This window comes from Phaeobacter sp. CECT 5382, assembly GCF_001457775.1.
GTDB lineage: Bacteria > Pseudomonadota > Alphaproteobacteria > Rhodobacterales > Rhodobacteraceae > Pseudophaeobacter.
The window spans coordinates 1-18,466 of the sequence record NZ_CYSG01000023.1 but is presented as its reverse complement, the minus strand read 5'-3'; the positions used below and the strand labels follow the sequence as shown (position 1 = coordinate 18,466).

The following is an 18,466-nucleotide window of genomic DNA, read 5'->3' as shown; positions in this document are numbered from 1 at the left end:
CATCAGTGCCCGTCACCAGTGCCCGTCAGTGGGTCCAGGGCACGCGCCGGTTGGTGGCAAAATTCTCGCCATAGCCGCCATTGCGGATGTTGGCTTTACGCGCTTTGGGCTCGACCACCTCCGCATTGATGCCGTGATCCTGAGCGTATTCCAGCGCCGCTTCTTTGGTGTCAAAGCGCAGGCGGACCTGGCTTTGGGTGTCCGAAGAAGACGTCCAGCCCATCAAAGGATCCACTTCCCGCGCAGTTTCCGGCGCATAGTCCAGCACCCACTTGCGGGTCTTGGCCATTCCGGAAGTCATGGCGTTTCGGGCTGGCCGGTAAATCCGCGCTCGCATGGGTGTCTCCTCGTGACTCGTCTCGGCATCTATATGCGGCTCATATATGCGCCGAATACCCTTCTGTCACAAGAAGACAAATCCAGCGCATTCAACAGGTTTGCATCGCGGCAACAAAAAGAAGCTGAAAAGGCGTCGAATGCCCCTTGAACAAGAACAAAAACAGACCAAAATCAGCAAGGATCAAAGGAGAGCCGGATGCCCTACGCCCATTCAGACAAATCTGCGGCCCAGATGGGCGATCCGCTGCCAGAGACCTCACCAGAGGCTTTGCCAGAAAAAATGGTTGAGCGCGCACCAGCTGCCCGCCCCAAGCTTGAAGGCGGTCGTGCCTTTGTGATGCAGACGGAGTTTTCTCCGGCGGGGGATCAGCCCACCGCCATTGCCGAACTCAGCGCCGGCGTGGCCGAGGGCGAGCGCAATCAGGTTCTGCTGGGGGCCACTGGCACCGGCAAAACCTTCACCATGGCCAAAGTGATCGAAGAAACCCAGCGTCCTGCCATCATTCTGGCCCCAAACAAGACCTTGGCGGCGCAGCTATATGGTGAGTTCAAGGGCTTTTTTCCTGAGAACTCGGTGGAATACTTCGTCTCGTTTTATGACTACTACCAACCCGAAGCCTATGTGGCGCGCTCTGATACCTTCATCGAGAAGGAAAGCCAGATCAACGAACAGATCGACCGGATGCGCCACTCTGCCACGCGGGCGCTGCTGGAACGCGACGATGTGATCATCATCGCGTCCGTCAGTTGCATCTACGGGATTGGTTCCGTCGAGACCTATTCGGCGATGACCCAGGATCTGAAGGTCGGTGAAGAATATGACCAGCGGCAGGTCATGGCCGATCTGGTGGCACAGCAGTACAAACGCAACGATCAGGCCTTTCAACGCGGTTCGTTCCGGGTGCGTGGTGATACGCTGGAAATCTTTCCCGCCCACCTTGAAGACCGCGCCTGGAAGCTGTCCTTCTTTGGCGAAGAGCTGGAGGCGATCACCGAGTTTGATCCACTAACCGGCGAACGGACGGGTGCGTTCGAACAGATCCGCGTCTATGCAAATTCCCACTACGTGACGCCGAAACCGACATTGAATCAGGCGGTTATCTCGATCAAGGAAGAGCTTCGCAAACGGCTTGACCAGTTCGTCAGCGAGGGCAAGCTACTGGAGGCGCAACGGCTGGAACAGCGCTGTAACTTTGATATCGAGATGCTGGAGGCCACCGGCTATTGCAACGGCATCGAAAACTATTCGCGCTATCTGACGGGTCGCGCGCCCGGTGAGCCGCCCCCCACCCTGTTTGAGTTCATTCCTGACAATGCCATCGTGTTTGCCGACGAAAGCCATGTCTCGGTGCCGCAGATCGGCGGCATGTACAAAGGCGATTTTCGACGCAAATCGACGCTAGCAGAACATGGCTTCCGGCTGCCGTCCTGCATGGACAACCGTCCACTGAAGTTCGAAGAATGGGACGCGATGCGGCCCCAGTCGGTCTTTGTCTCGGCGACGCCGTCCGCCTGGGAGCTGGATCAGGCCGGCGGTGTTTTCACCGAACAGGTGATCCGCCCCACCGGCCTGCTGGAGCCCGAGATCGAGATCCGTCCGGTGCAGATGCAGGTGGATGATCTGTTGGACGAAATCCGCAAGGTCAGCGCCGATGGTATGCGCACGCTTGTTACCACGCTGACCAAACGCATGGCCGAAGATCTGACCGAATATCTGCACGAACAGGGCATCAAGGTGCGGTACATGCATTCGGATATCGACACGCTGGAACGCATTGAAATCCTGCGAGATTTGCGGCTTGGCGCTTTTGACGTGCTGATCGGCATCAATCTGCTGCGCGAGGGTCTGGATATTCCCGAATGCGGGCTGGTGGCCATTCTGGACGCCGACAAAGAAGGCTTTTTGCGTTCGGAAACCTCGCTGGTGCAGACCATTGGCCGCGCCGCGCGTAACGCCGAAGGCCGCGTCATCATGTATGCGGACAAGATTACCGGTTCGATGGAGCGCGCATTGGCAGAAACCAATCGCCGCCGCGAAAAGCAGAAAGCCTATAACCTGGAACACGGCATTACGCCCGCGACTGTGAAAAAGAACGTCGAAGATGTTCTGGCGGGGCTCTATCAGGGCGACGTGGATATGAACCGTGTCACCGCAAATATCGACAAGCCAATGCACGGCGCCAACCTGGAGGCCCATCTGAACGGGCTGCGCGACGAGATGCGCAAGGCCGCCGAGAACCTGGAGTTCGAAGAAGCCGCCCGCCTGCGCGACGAGGTGAAACGGCTGGAAGCGGTTGATCTCGCGGTGTCGGATGATCCCCTGGCGCGGCAATACGCGGTGGAAAAAGCGTCGGAGGCCGCGGTCAAATCGCGCGGTCGCTCCAGTGCAGGCAAGGCCGGAACGCGGGCCTATCGTGGCAAGTCGCAAAAGAAGTTTTCGTGAGATGTAGCCGCTTAACAGAGAACCCCGGCTGGCTCTGGACGGGGGCTTTGGCCCTCCCTCGCAGAAGCCGAGAGTGCCGTGTCGAAAACATGGCATTTCGTTCAACAAACGCGGGGCGCTGGCCAAACGGAAACGCGACCCTGCTTTTGGACCCTTTACCTTGGTTTCGCACGACACAGGAACTGACAGGACACCCACCATGACCGTAGCGATAATCCTTGGGGCCGCCGTAAAGCCCGATGGCAACGCATCGCCCACGCTGCGTCGGCGCACGTTACAGGCTGTTAAGCTATTCAAAAGCGGCGCGGTGACCCATGTGATCTGCTGTGGTGGTTTGGGTCGCTTTCCCCCGACCGAGGCTGACGTGATGCGCAGCATTTGCCTGGCAGAAGGTCTGCCAGTTGCGGCAATACGGCTGGAGGATCAATCGCACTCTACTTTGGAGAACCTCGCAAATACCCTCCCGCTGTTGGCTGAACTCGGTGCGCCCGAAGTGGTGATCGTCACCGATACCTACCACAAATGGCGCGCCGCCATGACAGCGCAGCATCTGGGCATCAAGGCCCGCGTTTCATGTCCACCAATGACCGGCACAGCCAAACACAAGGTGCTGAAATCCTGGCTCCGGGAGATCCCCGGATTGATCTATTACTGGTGGCGCCTGCGCCGATCAGATTAGCAGGTAGCTCAGATTAGCGGGTAACACTGACCCGGACGTAGTCGCGCGCGCCACCATCATAGACATCGACCTGCACCATCACACCGCCCTTGACGATATTGCGCCCCGCCGATGCCTCGATCGAGCCGTACTGGATCATGCTTTCCATTGTCGCACGGTTATTCACATCCTTGAAGATCGGGTCCCATTCGTCACCGGGCTGTGAAATGCCGAAGCGGTGAAAATTCGCACGATCCTGCCGCAGGATCTGCCAGGGCTCCGTCAACCGCGCGCCCTTGGAATTGTAAAGATCATCCCGACCGATGAAGGCCACATAGCTGGCCAACAGCTCATCTGCCATTGCACAGGGCGTTGACAAAGCCAGCGCTGCGACAGCCGCCAAAACAGTTTTTCCAATTTTCATGATGCACCCCTGAAAAAGACTTCGATAAAAGTTTGCGATCCAAATATTGAAGACAATGCTGCGAAGGACAACCCAAAACATACCCAAAAATGGCGGGGAAACTGCGTCAAACAGGCAAGAGAAGCCTTTATAAACAGGCATTTCTGACTGAGCTTTTCTTCGGCTTACTCTTTCTATGCGAAAACTATGCAAAACGCTTGAGGACCGTAGTTTCGCGAAACCCGCGTCAGGGTGGCCTGCCCTTTGCCCGCCCCTTGCATCATGAACGCCCCGTGCTAGTTTTCAAACCATAGTGAGGAGATTTTTATGAGTGGATTTTGCAAGGCAGCCCCCCTCTGGGTCGCGCTCTTTATGTGGCAATTGACTGTTCCCGTGCTCGCAGGAGGCGATGCCGGCAGCGGCTACGGAAGCGGCGGAAGCGCGAAGGCCGGGCTGTCCTTTGGCGTGACCAAGACCGTTGCCAAAACCCTGTCACGCGGGTTCAGCCGCTGTTCCCGACTCGACTGGTCATACCGCTATGACTGCTATCGATTGGTCTACAAACGCTCTGCAGACCTGCTGCGCGGCAACCCGGCATATTCCGAGGCTCTTAAGGCGCTGGTGCTGGTCGAAGACACACTAGACACAGCGGTGAAGAAAAACCGTGACCCGGCGCAGAAACCCAAACGGCGCGGGTTCGAAGTCTATCAACCGATCAAACCCGAAGCGGTGCCAAAAGTGACCCGACAAACCGAACAAGCCATTGAAAAGGCAGAAATAATCCTTCTACGCTCTCCGGCGAACAAGCAGGAACATTATACCCGCATCGCCGAGGCCCTGAACTCCAACAAGGTTTTGCTGCGCTCTGCCCTGCTACCCGGGAGCATCATCCGTTTTGCCGCCCATGTTTTGGGCCATGCGCTGCAGCGCGGCTAGCGACACCCAGACACCATCCCGGCGGGCAGCAACAGCACGCCGGGATCACGTGAGATCAGGTTGGCAAGACCTAGCGTACAACATGCACAGCGCAGGCGGCGTGACGCACAACCTGACTGGCGGTGGAGCCCAGCAGCAGGTCCTGCATGCCCGGGCGGTGCGAAGCCATGATCACCAGATCTGGCTTGTGCTCTTCGGCCCAATCCAAGATTGAACGCCCCGAATGGCCTTCGATCACGATGCCGGTTGCATTTGGCAGGGTCTTGGCCAGACCATCCAGCTCGCTCTCCAGAGCGGCGCGCGCCTGCGCCATGTATTCCACCGGCATATAGGAAATCGCATAAGCCGGGATTTGCTCCACCACATGCAGCAGGGTGATTTTGGCCTCTGGCACGGCCAGCAGCTTGGCTAGCTTCAGGGGGGCCGAGACATCCCGGTCCGGGTCAAAGGAAATGGGTACGAGAATGTTGTGATACATTTGAAGCCTCCTTGGCGACGCGTTTTCAAAAGAATGGACCGAAGTCAAAGACCCAGCCTTGATCCAGGTCAGAGACTTTGCAACGGCCTCAACAACAGATCAAACCCACCAACCTGCGCTTTACCTCCGCCACATCCGGCTGATTTCACTTGGTTTCAAATGTCGCGGCCACATCATACATGACCGGCTCAAAACTCCGGCAAAGCTCGTTTATCTTGCGGTTTCTTTGCCGCATCTCAGACGAGCGCAGCATCTCCATAAAATCCTCGCGTCGCCGCCATTGCGAGTAATTGGCAATCCGGGTTTGTGCATCATTCACATGCAGCCCGGCCGAAATGAAGCCCGGCTGCTTTGAAATGAATTCGGAATAGGCGTCGTTCAACGCCTCCAAAAGGTCCTGACAGGTCCCCGGTGTCATTTCAAATGTGGTAATGACTGTCTGGATTTCTGCGCCTTGCACGATCTTCGGCATCAGCTTCTCCTTTGGCTGTATAGCTAGGTGTGACCAGCCTACGATGGTTGCAGCAAAAATCAGACAAGTTTTTGCCATGGGATAGTTTTGGCAGAAAAACTCTCCTAAAACGGGTGTATGATTGACCTGATTTCAGCCATAGGTAAAAAGCCGTGAGCCGCTGCCTGCTGCTGCTTTTGTGCGGTATGATGCTTGGTACGCCCGCCATCTCTGGCGCCTGGAAACGTCCCCAGGGCGAAGGCTTCGCCTCAGCCAGTATCAGCCTGCGACGCCTAGAGGGCGGCCATTCACAAGAGCTGAGCTATTATGGCGACTTCGGCATCACCGAACGCTTTGATCTGGGGGTTGATCTGAACCAGGTTGATGACTTGTCCGGGCATGCGCTGGTTTTTGCACGCCTGCCACTGTGGCAATCGCCCCGATGGGGGCAACTGGCCACCGAGCTGGCCCTTGGCGGTAGTCACTACAAGGGCCATTGGCGTGGCATGTATCGTCTCACGCTGTCGGCAGGAAAGAATTTCAACATACCCTGGGGCAACAACAAACGAACTGACAAACGGACAGGTTGGGGCAATATTGATCTGCACTATGAACAGCGCAGCAGCCAGACGGACCCCCTATGGAAACTGGACGCCAGCTTTGGATTGAACACTCCGGGACGCATCTCGCCCGTACTATCGATCGAGACCTCAAAATCCGCCAGCCAAGCCTTTTCTTATACCATCATCCCCGCCCTGCGGATTAAGCTGGCGGATCTGAAGCTGTTCAACAGCCCTGCCAAGCCGCGCGCCCGGCCTGGCGAGGCACCTTTCGGGCGCCAGGCATCTGGCGCAGGCCTGTTTGATCAAAGCGATCTGCTGATCGGGCTGAGCTACCGCCAGGCAAATACACATAGCCTTGGCCTCAAGATCTCGCTGTGGCACAGGTTTTAAGCTCCGCTATACTGTTCGATAGCCGCCCCCGCAGCCCCGACCTGCTCTCTGTGAAAGCTCGACCATGACCAACCCGACACAGCGCACCGACCCGATCCGCCCTACCGATGATGAGGCCCGCAGCCTGGCGCAGACCCTGATGCAAAGCGCAGGATATGCCGCCCTCGCCACGATCACCGCAACTGGTGCCCCGCTGGTGACACGCGTGGCTTTTGGTCTTTGCCCCGCCGGCCAGCCCATCAGCCTGATCTCCAGCCTCGCGGCGCATACGCAGGCGTTGCAGGACACTCCTGCCGCCTCTTTGCTGGTCGGAGAGCCGGGTGAGAAAGGCGACCCTCTCACCCATCCGCGGCTTAGCCTGATGGCGCAGGCGCTGTTTGTCGACAATCAAAGCCCGCAACATGCGGACCTGGCCGCGCATTATCTGCGCAGCCACCCCAAGGCAAAGCTCTATATCGGGTTTGCCGACTTCAGCTTTGTACGGTTTGAAATCAGCGAGGGCTTGCTGAATGGAGGCTTCGGCAAGGCGTTTCACCTGACCCCTGCAGATCTGTCGCAACCCGGCTAAAAAGGCCCAGCGCGCCTGCCCTGATAGCCTACGCCCTAGGCCATGGCGATGCTCACTTGTCGACCCGCACCACTACCTGGACCTCGCCGCGCAGCGCCTCGGGCCAGACCAGGTCGATCTCATCATCATTGCTGCCCCGTTCCAGCCGAACATAGGGGGTAACAAACCGATCACTTCCACCGCTGGTTTCAATCGGGCCTATGGCGGTCACCGCATCCACGGCCCGGGCTGCGCCCTCAAAGGGCAGCTTTCCAGCTGTCTCGATCCGCCAGCTCGTCGCAACAGAGGCCTGCTCATGGCGCAGGCGCAGGGGGCTGGCGACGGCAGTGGTGATGCCATGAAAGGTATTGCCTTCAAAGAACACTGACTTGCTGCGGGAAAAGTCGAGACCCGAGAAACTGGTATCCACCCGCTCCGCGCGATCAATACTGCCGTTGATCGAGCGAAATTTATTGTCAGACACGCTGACCCCATTGAGGAAATGCCCAGTGCCATAGGGTTTGACCACCACATAGCTGAACCAGGGCGCCACATCGCCCGACAAAAAGACATTGTCGGCAATGGACAAGGCACTAAAGGAAAACCCGGTGGTAAAGTCTGGCGTCGGATCCTGTTCATTGGTCCACTCAATAAAGCAGTTGTCGATATAGTTGTCAGACACCGTGGTGGAACAATAGGTCGAAGCCAGGATCAGCCCCGCCGTGCGCACGCCACCCGCAACGTCATCGCCCTGAAAGAAGTGATTGCCCGCCACCGTATTATTGGCCCCGGCCAACAGCGCGAAATGGCGGAACTTGGTCACCCGGTTGTTGCGCAGCTTGGCATCATTGGCATTCACATTCAGCGCAATACTGCTGCGGTCCGAGACCGCCAAAGGCTCTTCCGCTGACAGGAACTGACAATTGTCGACCAGAATGCCCTGACAGCCAGTTCCGATCGAGGTAATCCCACGATCCTTGGGCCGCGAGATAAAGCAATGGTCAAGGCTGAAGACGGTCCCGGCGGAAGGCAGGCGCAGCGCCGAGCAATGAGAATTACACTGGATCTCCACCTCGGTCATGCCGAATTTACTCAGCGCACTGAAACCACTGAAATCGAGCATGTATTTGAAGCTTTTGAACGTGAAATTCTGCGTGCCGGCGGCATCATAAAGCGGCGCACTCAGCGTGATCTCTGCCGCGCCGACATTCTTGCTGCGCACATAAATCTCGCGCCCGACCCCACTGCCTTCGACCAGAGCCCCCACCGGAATACTGGCGATATTGGCCACCGACGTCAGCTTGCGCGAGTTGCCGGGATCATAGCTTGCCTGTTCGGTCCAGGTCTCGGTATCCCAGGCGGCACCGCCGGTGGCCGAGATCTGCCCGTTGCGGATCACCCTCCGGGTCGCATAAGAACTGCGATTGGGCACGGCCGCTTGCATATCAATGGGTTCCGTCACGGTGACCATGCGCCCGGCCAGATCAAGCGAGTCATGATCCGCCGAATTCAACAACGCCTGAAACGCCTTTTTGAACCCCAGTTCTTCGCTGTCAAAGGCAGAAGCATAGCTTGGAAAGTCAAAATTCTTGCGTAGCAACAGCATTCTATTCGTGGGCATCCGCAGGCTGCCCTCAAAGCGGATCGGATGATTGATCGAGATGGTATCATTCAGATAAAATTTTCCGGCAGGCACCAGGATCACACGCCCATCCGCATCGGCATCCGCCGCTTCAAAGGCCGCCGAATTGTCTGTCGCATCATCTCCGATGGCACCATAGTCTGTGACATCCACCAAGCTCAGCATGTCGCGCAAAAAGGCGCTGGTGATATCGGTGATCTCAATATCGTCAATCCGCACGATGCCGCCATTGGACCCCGTCAAATCGAGGCCAAAATGGCCATAGCGCGCATCGCGCCCCCAGGGCATGTCGACCCCGGTGCGACTACCGGTGCCAATGATAGCCGTGACCTCGACGACGGAGCCATAGCTGGTCAACGTCGTACCAGACCCGACCTCAGTGACACCTGCAACATGGTTTTCATTGCTGTCGCCCGCCCAGCCCGCGATCCGGACCGTCGGCAAGGCACCACTCACCGCTTTGATGCGGGCCTTGACCTGCAGATAGCAGCCCGGCAGCAGTGGCACCTGCCCCATATAGCGCAGCCTTTGGGTCGCCTGCAGTTTTTGCAACTCCATACAGCCGGCGAAATCCGCATCCGCCACCACGATGGCCGCATTGGCGACCCCGTCATAGGTATCGGAGCCCGGCGTGCCATTGCCACTGGACCATTGATCCAGCCCAGCCTCAAACTCTGGCGGCATCAGTTGAATACCTGCGGTGATCACCTTGTTCATCCCAAAACCCTTTCCTGCAGCGCGCACGCCAATTGCTGCACAGAGCTAGGGGTTCGGGATTAAGGCCAGCCAAGCAGGGCGTACGCAGGCCATGCACCCTCGATCGCCTTGCTTTGCTTTGCTTGGGCAGGTCCCGGCGCGGAAACAGTTCAAACAAAAAGAGCGCCCCAAAGGGCGCTCTTCAAACCTTATATCTTGCAGACCTATTCGGCCGCCAGCGCCTTTTCGATCAGCGCGATAGTTTCAGCGACGCCGTAAAGCGCAATGAAGCCACCAAAACGCGGCCCCTGGCTGGCGCCCAGAAGCACCTCATAGATGGCGGTGAACCAATCGCGCAGCGGCTCAAAACCGTGGATCTTGCCAATGGCAAAGACCACCGATTGCAAAAATTCTTCATCCGCGAAATTGGCCTCCGGCAGGGTATCATCCTTGCCGACAATCTCGTTCTTCTTGGCAATCGCGGCCAGCGCAGCCTCAGGCGATTTCAACGCATCCGCCAGGTCCTGCAGTGCTGTCCGTTCCTGATCAGAAGGGGCGCGGAAGACTTTAGTCGGCTTCACATAGTCATTGAAATAGGCGACCGCGAACCCTGCCGCCTGATCCATGGTCGGGTTGCTTTCAGGCGTCGCATCGGGGGCGTATTTGTTGATAAAGCCCCACATGGTTGCCTTGTCTTCAGCACTAGAGGCCGAGGCCAGGTTCAACAGCATGCTGAACGGCACCACCATATCCGACTGCGGCACGTCACCGCCGTGGATGTGCCAGACCGGGTTGTTCAGCTGCGCCTTCAGATCCTGCGTCGCATAGGCACGCAGTTGCTGGTGATATTCATCCACTGCTTTTGGGATCACATCAAAATGCATCCGCTTGGCGGTTTTGGGCTTGAGATACATGAAATACGACAGGCTTTCGGAACTGGCATAGGTCAGCCATTCGTCGATCGAAATCCCGTTGCCGGAGGTTTTGGAGATCTTCTGCCCATTGGCATCCAGGAACAATTCATAGGTGAAATGATCCGGCGCGCGATGGCCCAGAATGCGGCAGATCTTGTCATAGATCGGTGTGTTGGTGCTGTGGTCCTTGCCGTACATCTCGAAATCAACCTCGAGTGCCGCCCAGCGCGCGCCAAAGTCCGGCTTCCACTGCAGTTTCACATTGCCGCCGGTGACCGGCAGCGTCCATTCCTTGCCGTCTTCGTCATCAAAGGTGATGGTGTGGTTTTCAGCATCGACCTTTTTCATCGGCACATAGAGCACCCGGCCGGTTTCAGGATGAAACGGCAGAAAAATCGAATAGGTCTGACGACGTTCTTCGCGCAATGACGCCAGCATCACTTCCATGATCTCGTCGTATTTCTCAACGGCGCGCTTGAGCACCTCGTCGAACTGGCCAGAGCCATAAAACTCAGTCGCGGAATAGAATTCATACTCGAACCCAAAGGTATCAAGAAACCGGCGCAGCATGGCATTGTTGTGATGACCAAAGCTTTCATGGGTGCCAAAGGGATCCGGTACCGAGGTCAGCGGCTTTTGCAGATGCTCCGTCAGGCTTTCGGGGTTGGGCACATTGCCCGGAACCTTGCGCATGCCGTCCAGATCGTCGGAAAAACAGATCAGTTTGGTGGGGATATCGCTGATCACCTCAAAGGCGGTCTTGATCATCGTGGTCCGTGCGACTTCGCCAAAGGTGCCGATATGCGGCAGGCCCGAGGGGCCATAGCCGGTTTCAAACAGCACATAGCCCTTTTCTGGCGCGCCCTTGGCATAACGTTTGAGCACCCGACGGGCTTCTTCAAACGGCCAGGCCTTGCTCTTGAGAGCGGTGTCGCGCAGTTCAAACATTGCTGTTCTCCATCAGCGGCCCCGATGGCCGCATATTCGTGCCCCGCTGCCCAGTGCAGCAGGTCGGCTTGATCTATTGCGCAGATGCAGCATGAGTCAATGAAGAGAGCCCGCCGCGCACAGGTTTCAGCCAGGAAAATGCGCCTTTTCGACAATCCAGTCCAGAATTTGCCGTACATCCTGTTGGGCAGCAGCCCCATCCCGCAGCCCGGCAAAGTAGCCGCGCGCCGATGTGGTGACTGGCGCCTGTAGTTGCAACAAGGCGCCAGTCTCGATGAAACTGTCAAGAATCCCGCCCCAGGCGAGAAAGATCCCCTGCCCCGCCAGCCCGGCATTGACCAGCATGGCATAAGAGCTGAAGTCCAGCACCCGCGCGCCGCGCGGCATCACCTGACCTGCAGATTTGAACCAGCTTGGCCAGTCATGCCACTGGCTGCGGGCAGCCTCCATGGTCAACAGGGTCATGCGGGAAAAATCATAGTCCTGTGCCGTCATGCCGAGACGCGACAGATAAAGCGGGCTTGCCGCAGCATAGACCTCATCGCTCAGCAGGCGCGTCTCTGCGTCCCCGCCGCCACCGGGCAGACCAAAGCGAACGGTCAGATCACCTGGGCGCACCGCCTCTCCATACTCTTGGCTTATGATACGAATCGTTACTTCGGGAAAGGCCTGCTCCAATTCACCCAAGCGTGGAATGAGCCAAAAACCAACAAAACCAGAGGGGGCCGTCACCGTCACGACCCGCGTTTCTGCCGCTTTTCTGATTTGTGAAACTGCATCTTCGATCTGGCCAAAACCACTGTGCAAGGCCTGCAAAAGTTCCTTACCAGCATGGGTAATACGGGCTGGCTTATGAGTTCTGTCAAACAGATCACAGCCCAGATCGGCCTCCAATGTCGCGATCCGACGCGAAACTGCCGGTTGCGAAACATTCAACTCATCCGCAGCCGCTGTCAGTGTACCATGGCGTGCCGCCGCGTAGAAAGCCGTGAGCCCCGAAAAGCTGGGAAGACGCTCCATCTATCATAACCTCAGTGTATATTATACTGCAGCTTTAGCGCATTGAGTGAAACACAAAAAGCCCCTTATCTGAGATCAGTCATCACTCACACAAACCTCACGGAGGCCTCAGCACATGCAACAGGAAATGCCCCAGGATACTGCAACGGACATGACCACCCTTGCCATTGATCTCAGCGATACCGAACAGCTGCATCAGGCCTCCAACCTGCCACACGCCCCCCAGGACAACCTCCTGGTGGTGGATGCAGCACAGGTTCCCCTTTCTGGCGGCACCGATGCCGCCTATGGAGAGGTCCGCTGGCGTACATTGATCAACAGCTGCTCTGAAAAATCACGCGATATGGTGCTGGGCATTGCCGAGTTTGAACCCTATGGCCGCCTGCTGCCGCATCGTCATGACCCGGCCGAATTCTATTTTGGGCTCGAAGGGTCAGGCATCGTGACCATAGATGGCACACCGCATGAAATGCGCCCTGGCATTGCCATCTATGTGCCTGCCAATGCCGAGCACGATACCCAGGCCGGGCCGGATGGGTTGCGCTTTGCTTATGGATTTGCCGAAGCGAGTTTTGAGCAGATCACCTATCGGTTCAGCGCGCAAACCTAGCGCCTGCACCAGTGCCTGTGCACGCCGCGTCGGCAAATGACATTGCAGGCTGGGCCGTTTCCCGCCAGTTTCATAAAAATACGCCAGGGACAGCAGTTGAACCTTGCCCCTGGCCATGCCTATCCTGATCGAAGCATATATGCCCGAAAAGGATTTCCCATGCCCGAGCAAACGCCCCACTCACCCCACTCTATGTCTCCGCAGGACTGCCTGGTGGCCCTGATGGTGGCAGTTTCTGCCTCGGACGAAAACATCCGTACGGCTGAATTGGTCAAGATCCAGTCCGCAGTCAACATGCTGCCGGTCTTTGCCGATTATGACATCGACCGCATGACGCGGATTTCAAAAACCGTGTTGGATCTGTTTGAACAGGAAGACGGGCTGGAAGCACTTTTTGGTCTGATCCTCGATGATCTGCCGGAGCGGCTCTATGAAACCGCCTATGCGCTGGCCTGCGATGTTGCGGCAGCAGATGGAAAACTGGCCGAGACCGAGCTCGAATTCCTGGCCGAGGTCCGCTACGAGCTGAACATCGACCGGTTGCATGCCGCCGCCATCGAACGCGGTGCCCGCGCCCGCCACATGGTCTAGGCGCTGCCTTTTCAAGACGATTTACACCGACCACGTCTGAGCAGAACAGTTTCCAGCGCGCAATTGGTCTGCTCATTTTAATCTGTTTTGGCCCTTATTCGTCAAACCAGTTCCCCGCTACACCGGACTCCAGCTACTGCTTTCGGAGCCCGCCATGAACAAGCCACTTGAAATCCACTCCCTGCCTTCGGTCTGTCCGCTGGACTGCCCTGACACCTGCAGCCTGAATGTGCAGGTACAGGACGACAGAGTGGTCGCCGTCAAAGGATCAAAGGCAAACCCCTACACCGATGGCGTCATTTGCAACAAGGTGGCGCGCTACTATCCGGAATTCCTGCATGGCAAGGCCCGCCTGACACACCCGCTAAAACGTGTCGGCCCACGTGGATCGGGGCAGTTTGAACAGATCAGCTGGGATGCCGCGCTGGACATGGTCCATGCTGGTTTCACCCAGGCAATCGATACCCATGGACCGCAATCCGTGCTGCCGTTCAACTATGCCGGCCCGCACGGAGAGCTGGCAGCAGGATCCATGGATCGCCGTTTTTTCTATCATATGGGCGCAAGCCTGCTGAACCGTGGGCCGCTCTGTGGTGGTGTGCGCGGCGGGGCCTATGCCAGCGTCTTTGGCAACGCACCCGGCATGCCGCCGATGCAGGTGGTCCATAGTGATCTGGTGCTGGTCTGGGGCAACAATGTCACCGTCTCCAACCTGCATCTGGCCCCCTTGCTGAAACAGATGCGCGCGCGCGGTGGCAAACTGGTGGTGATCGACCCCAAGCGGATCAAGATCGCCGAACAGTGCGATATGCATCTGCAAATCAAACCCGGCACCGATGTTGTGCTTGCCATGGGGTTGGCCGCTGAACTGGAGCGGCGCGCAGCGCTCGACAAGGGTTTTATCGATCAATGGGTCACCGGGTTTGATCCCTATATGGCGCAGGCGCGGCTATATGATCTGGCAACGGTGACCGCGCTCTGTGGTATCGCCGCCGAAGAATTTCACGCCCTGGCGGATCTGATGGTCGCGGCGAAATCCATGGCCTGCGCCTTTGGCAATGGTATTGAGCGGGGGCGCTCTGGTGGCTCTGGCCTGCGGGCCGCCATGGTGCTGCCTGCGCTGCTGGGCCAGCACGGCCGCCTCGGCGCAGGTGTTCTGGCCAAATCCGGTGTTGCCACCCCCAAAACCCAGGCCCGCCTGCATGGTGACCATCTGATCAAGCCAGGCACCCGGTGCTTCAATATCGTGGACCTTGCTGCGGTGCTGCAGGATGACAGTCTTGAGACACCGATCAAGGCAACGATGATCTACAACCACAACCCTGTCGCCACCCACCCGGATCAGGCCAATCTGATCAAGGCGCTGATGCGCGAGGACCTGTTCATCGCGGGCTGTGATGTGGTGATGACCGACAGTATGGCGATGTGCGATGTAATCCTACCTGCCGCCACTCATTTCGAGTTCGACGATATCTATGGCGCTTACGGGCAAAACTACCTGCAACGTGCCGCTCCCGTCATTCCCTGTGTGGGTGAAAGCCTGCCCAATACTGAGATCTTCCGCCGTCTGGCGGCGCGGTTTGGCTATGACGACGCGCTGTTTCAGGCCAGTGATGCCCAACTGATGGACGAGGCCATTGACGCGGACCATCCGCAACTAGCCGGGCAACGCCCCAGCCAGATCCCACTGGACAGTGCCATCGAAATGACAGCCGCCAACGGCGAGAGCCTCATCCTGTGCCACAATGTCATGCCCGCAACCCCTTCTGGCAAGATTGAGCTGTTCAGTGAGGCCTATCAGACCCGCTATGGCTATGGCGTGCCGCGCTATGACCCCGTGGTCCGATCGCTGCCCTTCACGCTGATCACGCCGTCATCGTCAAAACGCACCAATGCCACCTTTGGCAGTGATCCCGCTTCGCAAGGGCTGGAAGAGGTCGAGATGCATCCTTTCGACGCACAAACGCGCGGCCTGCAAGATGGCACTGAGATCACGGTCTGGAACGCGCAGGGCGCGGTCACGCTACGGCTCAAAGTGAGCGATGCGACCCGTCCGGGGGTGCTCTATTCGCCGAAAGGCACCTGGCGCGCCAGCTCTGACACGGGGCTGACGGTAAACGCGCTGATCCCGGCAGATATCCGGACAGATATCGAGGACGGTGCCTGCTATCATGAGACCTTTGTGGATGTGAAATCGGCCTGAGCTCGATACGCAAACAGCTGGGGAAGGCTTCTGCGCAGTACCGACTAGCTGCCGTAGACCTGCCCCCAGCGTTCGATCATCTGTTGCTGCAACCGCTTGGCCTTCTTGTTCCAGGCCTTGCCCCCCCTGGGGCGTTCGCGCTCTGCCCGGCTGATACGGGCACGTGCCTTGGTATCGGCAGAAAAGATCGCAAGGGCCAAATCAGAACCATCCGGCGCCGTCATAAAACCGCCAAGCCCCGAGACGAAGTTCAACGTGCCGGTCTTGGCCGCGACCTTGATGGGGTGGGATTTGATCACCCGCCCCTTGGCATCGCGCAACGCGACTTTCTTGAGAAGCGGCTTCAGCGCCCCCGTCTTATGAGCCGACAACAGAACCGACAACATCGCGTTGGGGGTCACGCGCGAGGCCTCTCCGAGGCCGGAATGATCCACCATGCGAATGGCACTGGCGCCATATTTTGTTGCCGCCCAACGCGACATCTCAGCCGCAGAATCCTTCAAGCCCCTGGGGCGTCCCTTGCGTTTGCTGGTGGCCGCCATGCCGATCATCTCGGCCATGAGGTTGTTGGAATACTTCAACATCCCTTTCAGCATCAGATCCAGCGGCGGGCTGTGATGCTGCGCCAGCAGCTTTGCCTGGGGAAGTGATTTAATCCGCTTGGGCTTTTTCAACGTGATCCCATGCGCGCGCGCCATGGTGCGAAACACATCCGCCGCATAGTCGGCCGGACGGCGCACCGGCAGCCAACGTGACCCGCCCTTGCCCAGCGCCTGATTGGCCACGGTCCAGTGGTCCGCGCCGCCGCGTTCCGCATAGGTATAGACGGGCACGGCCCGCCTCGCGACCTTCATCCGCGCCATGCTGACCTCGGGGCGGTATTTTTCCGTGCGCGCATCCATGTTCACCGACCAGCCTTTGCCAGCCCGTTTCCATTCAAAATGCACTCGGTTGAAATTCAGCGCGATCCCCGAAACCGCCGGGCTGTAGCCCACGTGATCGGGTTGATCGCTATCAATCGTATGCACCTCTGGCAATGCTCCGTCCCAGATTTTGAAATCGCCCTGCACCTCGCGGATACCGGCGTTCTTGAGCGCCCGTGCCAGCTGGGCCAGATGATCCGTATTCAACATCGGATCCCCACCACCCGCGAGGATCAGATCACCACGCAGGCTGCTACCGCTCACCGTGCCGGTCGCCAGAATGCGGGTGGTAAATCGATGCCCCGCGCCAAGCGTGTCCAGCGCATAAAGCGCGGTCAGCGCCTTTGCCACACTGGCAGGTGGCAGAGCCGCACTGCCGTCCAGCGTTTCCAACACCTCGCCGGTTTTAACGTTTGCCACGGCGCAGGCCACCTGACCTGACAGGCCCGATTGTGACACCAGCGTTTTGAGGCTCAGCTTTGGGGCGACCGAGCCCGCACCTGCAGCCCCGGACCGGGCAAGGGGACGCAAAGAGGTTTGGGGCGCACTGGCCAGCGCCGCCGTCCCCAAAAGTGCGGGGGAAGCCAAAGCCGCAGATGCGGCGGAAAGAAAGGAGCGTCTTGAAATCATGTCAGTCAATATCTAGTAAAATTACTGCTAAAAAACAAATGCAGCCGAAACATATCGCCTGATCCATCTGCTTTCACCTGTTTTCTCTTTGCTGCCTGCACGCAGCCCACCATCACAGCCGTTGCTGCGGGCATTTTGCGCAGCTTTCGCCGCCCATGTTGCGTGCGAACGGGTCGGCAAGATGGCATATCTTCGTTTTTTTTCGAATGCCAAAGCCTGTGCTATGATCCCAGCCCTCCGTCAGCCTTTGCGCGACCAGGCGCCTTTTGCCCGGATCTCGGTTGAGCTGGCGTCCACCATCGGCACATTGACAAAGCACCAGGCCGGCGCAGTCTGGCCGGACAACAGCTGACTCTGTGCGCCTTTCAGCATGGCGGCGCGATATATCTGGGCCGCCGGAGACAGTCTGGCCGAAATCCGGTCCCCAGGACGCGCCAAAACGCCAATCGGAACGGTTTCCATGATGTTTTGCCAGTCCTTCCAGCGATGGAAATGCGCCAGATTGTCTGCCCCCATCAACCAGGTAAAGCGCACCCCGGGATAGACACGCCGCATCGCGCGCAGGGTTTCGGCGGTGTAGCGGGTCCCGAGCTGGGCTTCGATGTCACTGATCAGCACCTTTGGATCTGTCACCAGATCGCGCGCGGCCTGCACCCGCCGCGCCATGCTGGCCGGAGCCTGCGCCTTCAGCGGATTGCCCGGCGAGACCAGCCACCAAAGCTGATCGAGGTCGAACTGCTGCAAGGCGGCTTTGGTGATTTGCAAATGGCCCTGATGGGCCGGATCAAAGGATCCCCCCAGCAGCCCGATGCGCATTCCTGCCCGCAGATATGGAAACCCCTGTCTCATCCTTCAGGTGATGCACATATTCCGAGGTAAAATCAATGCGAAGACCCTGCTTGTGCCGACACGTTCCAACCTCACCCTTTACCGCTCTCGGAGGCAGATCAAGAATGCAGTCTGGGGAGACGAGGCGAGAGCGATAGAGATGGCTTTGTTGCACAAATCGGGTGAGGGATTCATTTTGTGAATCCAGCATGGTAGCTGGAGTATATGAGCAGTTGGGCCCCTACGAAGTACA

17 protein-coding genes are annotated in these 18,466 nt (G+C 58.1%); 8 read left to right on the top strand and 9 right to left on the bottom strand.

Annotated features, from left to right (window positions below):
- Nucleotides 1-25: 25 nt before the first annotated feature.
- Entirely contained in the window at nucleotides 26-337 is a 312-nt protein-coding gene (locus PH5382_RS17345; protein ID WP_058335660.1) for an ETC complex I subunit, read from the bottom strand.
- A 282-nt stretch (nucleotides 338-619) separates the two neighbouring features.
- On the opposite strand from PH5382_RS17345, the gene uvrB reads away from it, so the two are divergent.
- Both uvrB and PH5382_RS17335 read left to right on the top strand, forming a co-directional pair.
- Nucleotides 620-2,782 (top strand): excinuclease ABC subunit UvrB, encoded by a 2,163-nt coding sequence (uvrB, locus tag PH5382_RS17340; protein WP_156414956.1) that lies wholly within the window; start codon nucleotides 620-622, stop codon nucleotides 2,780-2,782.
- A gap of 199 nt (nucleotides 2,783-2,981) precedes the next feature.
- Nucleotides 2,982-3,461, top strand: a complete 480-nt coding sequence (locus PH5382_RS17335) for a YdcF family protein (RefSeq protein ID WP_058335658.1) — start codon at nucleotides 2,982-2,984, stop codon at nucleotides 3,459-3,461.
- Nucleotides 3,462-3,474: 13 nt separating this feature from the next.
- Here PH5382_RS17335 and PH5382_RS17330 read toward each other — a convergent pair whose 3' ends face one another.
- A complete protein-coding gene (locus PH5382_RS17330; protein WP_058335683.1) occupies nucleotides 3,475-3,864 on the bottom strand; it encodes a hypothetical protein in 390 nt (129 codons plus the stop codon).
- Nucleotides 3,865-4,170: 306 nt separating this feature from the next.
- Here PH5382_RS17330 and PH5382_RS17325 point away from each other — a divergent pair, with 306 nt between their 5' ends.
- Nucleotides 4,171-4,779: a hypothetical protein gene (locus tag PH5382_RS17325; protein WP_058335657.1), complete on the top strand. Its 609-nt coding sequence runs from the start codon at nucleotides 4,171-4,173 to the stop codon at nucleotides 4,777-4,779.
- A gap of 70 nt (nucleotides 4,780-4,849) precedes the next feature.
- Here the strand turns inward: PH5382_RS17325 and PH5382_RS17320 are convergent, their stop codons facing one another.
- Together PH5382_RS17320 and PH5382_RS17315 are read right to left on the bottom strand one after the other, a co-directional pair.
- The gene (locus tag PH5382_RS17320) at nucleotides 4,850-5,257 is read right to left on the bottom strand and encodes a universal stress protein (RefSeq protein ID WP_058335656.1); all 408 of its coding nucleotides are present in this window, start codon (nucleotides 5,255-5,257) and stop codon (nucleotides 4,850-4,852) included.
- 145 nt (nucleotides 5,258-5,402) lie between these two features.
- On the bottom strand, nucleotides 5,403-5,729 hold the full coding sequence (locus PH5382_RS17315; protein WP_058335682.1) for an antibiotic biosynthesis monooxygenase family protein: 327 nt from the start codon (nucleotides 5,727-5,729) through the stop codon (nucleotides 5,403-5,405).
- Nucleotides 5,730-5,881: 152 nt separating this feature from the next.
- Here PH5382_RS17315 and PH5382_RS17310 point away from each other — a divergent pair, with 152 nt between their 5' ends.
- Together PH5382_RS17310 and PH5382_RS17305 are read left to right on the top strand one after the other, a co-directional pair.
- Nucleotides 5,882-6,661: a hypothetical protein gene (locus PH5382_RS17310; protein WP_231751922.1), complete on the top strand. Its 780-nt coding sequence runs from the start codon at nucleotides 5,882-5,884 to the stop codon at nucleotides 6,659-6,661.
- A gap of 64 nt (nucleotides 6,662-6,725) precedes the next feature.
- Nucleotides 6,726-7,229 (top strand): HugZ family pyridoxamine 5'-phosphate oxidase, encoded by a 504-nt coding sequence (locus PH5382_RS17305; protein WP_058335654.1) that lies wholly within the window; start codon nucleotides 6,726-6,728, stop codon nucleotides 7,227-7,229.
- 52 nt (nucleotides 7,230-7,281) lie between these two features.
- Here PH5382_RS17305 and PH5382_RS17300 read toward each other — a convergent pair whose 3' ends face one another.
- The 3 genes from PH5382_RS17300 to PH5382_RS17290 form a co-directional block, all read right to left on the bottom strand.
- Nucleotides 7,282-9,567: a glycosyl hydrolase family 28-related protein gene (locus tag PH5382_RS17300; protein ID WP_058335653.1), complete on the bottom strand. Its 2,286-nt coding sequence runs from the start codon at nucleotides 9,565-9,567 to the stop codon at nucleotides 7,282-7,284.
- 203 nt (nucleotides 9,568-9,770) lie between these two features.
- On the bottom strand, nucleotides 9,771-11,408 hold the full coding sequence (locus tag PH5382_RS17295) for a lysine--tRNA ligase (RefSeq protein WP_058335652.1): 1,638 nt from the start codon (nucleotides 11,406-11,408) through the stop codon (nucleotides 9,771-9,773).
- A gap of 126 nt (nucleotides 11,409-11,534) precedes the next feature.
- Nucleotides 11,535-12,428 (bottom strand): LysR family transcriptional regulator, encoded by an 894-nt coding sequence (locus PH5382_RS17290; protein WP_058335651.1) that lies wholly within the window; start codon nucleotides 12,426-12,428, stop codon nucleotides 11,535-11,537.
- A 115-nt stretch (nucleotides 12,429-12,543) separates the two neighbouring features.
- Here PH5382_RS17290 and PH5382_RS17285 point away from each other — a divergent pair, with 115 nt between their 5' ends.
- The 3 genes from PH5382_RS17285 to PH5382_RS17275 all read left to right on the top strand — a co-directional run bounded on the left by PH5382_RS17285 (nucleotide 12,544) and on the right by PH5382_RS17275 (nucleotide 15,832).
- Nucleotides 12,544-13,038: a cupin domain-containing protein gene (locus PH5382_RS17285; protein ID WP_058335650.1), complete on the top strand. Its 495-nt coding sequence runs from the start codon at nucleotides 12,544-12,546 to the stop codon at nucleotides 13,036-13,038.
- A gap of 159 nt (nucleotides 13,039-13,197) precedes the next feature.
- The gene (locus tag PH5382_RS17280) at nucleotides 13,198-13,629 is read left to right on the top strand and encodes a tellurite resistance TerB family protein (protein ID WP_058335649.1); all 432 of its coding nucleotides are present in this window, start codon (nucleotides 13,198-13,200) and stop codon (nucleotides 13,627-13,629) included.
- Nucleotides 13,630-13,783: 154 nt separating this feature from the next.
- The gene (locus PH5382_RS17275; RefSeq protein WP_058335648.1) at nucleotides 13,784-15,832 is read left to right on the top strand and encodes a molybdopterin-dependent oxidoreductase; all 2,049 of its coding nucleotides are present in this window, start codon (nucleotides 13,784-13,786) and stop codon (nucleotides 15,830-15,832) included.
- A gap of 44 nt (nucleotides 15,833-15,876) precedes the next feature.
- Here the strand turns inward: PH5382_RS17275 and dacB are convergent, their stop codons facing one another.
- Together dacB and PH5382_RS17260 are read right to left on the bottom strand one after the other, a co-directional pair.
- Nucleotides 15,877-17,385 carry a D-alanyl-D-alanine carboxypeptidase/D-alanyl-D-alanine endopeptidase gene (dacB, locus tag PH5382_RS17270; RefSeq protein WP_058335647.1) on the bottom strand — a complete coding sequence of 503 codons (1,509 nt, stop codon included), beginning with the start codon at nucleotides 17,383-17,385 and terminating at the stop codon, nucleotides 15,877-15,879.
- Nucleotides 17,386-17,625: 240 nt separating this feature from the next.
- A complete protein-coding gene (locus PH5382_RS17260) occupies nucleotides 17,626-18,234 on the bottom strand; it encodes a nicotinate-nucleotide adenylyltransferase (protein ID WP_058335645.1) in 609 nt (202 codons plus the stop codon).
- Nucleotides 18,235-18,466 lie beyond the last annotated feature (232 nt).

Excerpts from the sequence above, each read along its gene's own strand:
- PH5382_RS17285 (WP_058335650.1), top strand. The coding sequence starts at position 12,544 with ATGCAACAGGAAATGCCCCAGGATACTGCAACGGACATGACCACCCTT.
- PH5382_RS17320 (WP_058335656.1), bottom strand. The coding sequence starts at position 5,257 with ATGTATCACAACATTCTCGTACCCATTTCCTTTGACCCGGACCGGGAT.
- PH5382_RS17330 (WP_058335683.1), bottom strand. The coding sequence starts at position 3,864 with ATGAAAATTGGAAAAACTGTTTTGGCGGCTGTCGCAGCGCTGGCTTTG.
- PH5382_RS17290 (WP_058335651.1), bottom strand. The coding sequence starts at position 12,428 with ATGGAGCGTCTTCCCAGCTTTTCGGGGCTCACGGCTTTCTACGCGGCG.
- PH5382_RS17305 (WP_058335654.1), top strand. The coding sequence starts at position 6,726 with ATGACCAACCCGACACAGCGCACCGACCCGATCCGCCCTACCGATGAT.
- PH5382_RS17280 (WP_058335649.1), top strand. The coding sequence starts at position 13,198 with ATGCCCGAGCAAACGCCCCACTCACCCCACTCTATGTCTCCGCAGGAC.
- PH5382_RS17315 (WP_058335682.1), bottom strand. The coding sequence starts at position 5,729 with ATGCCGAAGATCGTGCAAGGCGCAGAAATCCAGACAGTCATTACCACA.
- PH5382_RS17295 (WP_058335652.1), bottom strand. The coding sequence starts at position 11,408 with ATGTTTGAACTGCGCGACACCGCTCTCAAGAGCAAGGCCTGGCCGTTT.
- dacB (WP_058335647.1), bottom strand. The coding sequence starts at position 17,385 with ATGATTTCAAGACGCTCCTTTCTTTCCGCCGCATCTGCGGCTTTGGCT.
- PH5382_RS17335 (WP_058335658.1), top strand. The coding sequence starts at position 2,982 with ATGACCGTAGCGATAATCCTTGGGGCCGCCGTAAAGCCCGATGGCAAC.
- PH5382_RS17345 (WP_058335660.1), bottom strand. The coding sequence starts at position 337 with ATGCGAGCGCGGATTTACCGGCCAGCCCGAAACGCCATGACTTCCGGA.
- uvrB (WP_156414956.1), top strand. The coding sequence starts at position 620 with ATGGTTGAGCGCGCACCAGCTGCCCGCCCCAAGCTTGAAGGCGGTCGT.
- PH5382_RS17260 (WP_058335645.1), bottom strand. The coding sequence starts at position 18,234 with ATGAGACAGGGGTTTCCATATCTGCGGGCAGGAATGCGCATCGGGCTG.
- PH5382_RS17275 (WP_058335648.1), top strand. The coding sequence starts at position 13,784 with ATGAACAAGCCACTTGAAATCCACTCCCTGCCTTCGGTCTGTCCGCTG.
- PH5382_RS17325 (WP_058335657.1), top strand. The coding sequence starts at position 4,171 with ATGAGTGGATTTTGCAAGGCAGCCCCCCTCTGGGTCGCGCTCTTTATG.
- PH5382_RS17300 (WP_058335653.1), bottom strand. The coding sequence starts at position 9,567 with ATGAACAAGGTGATCACCGCAGGTATTCAACTGATGCCGCCAGAGTTT.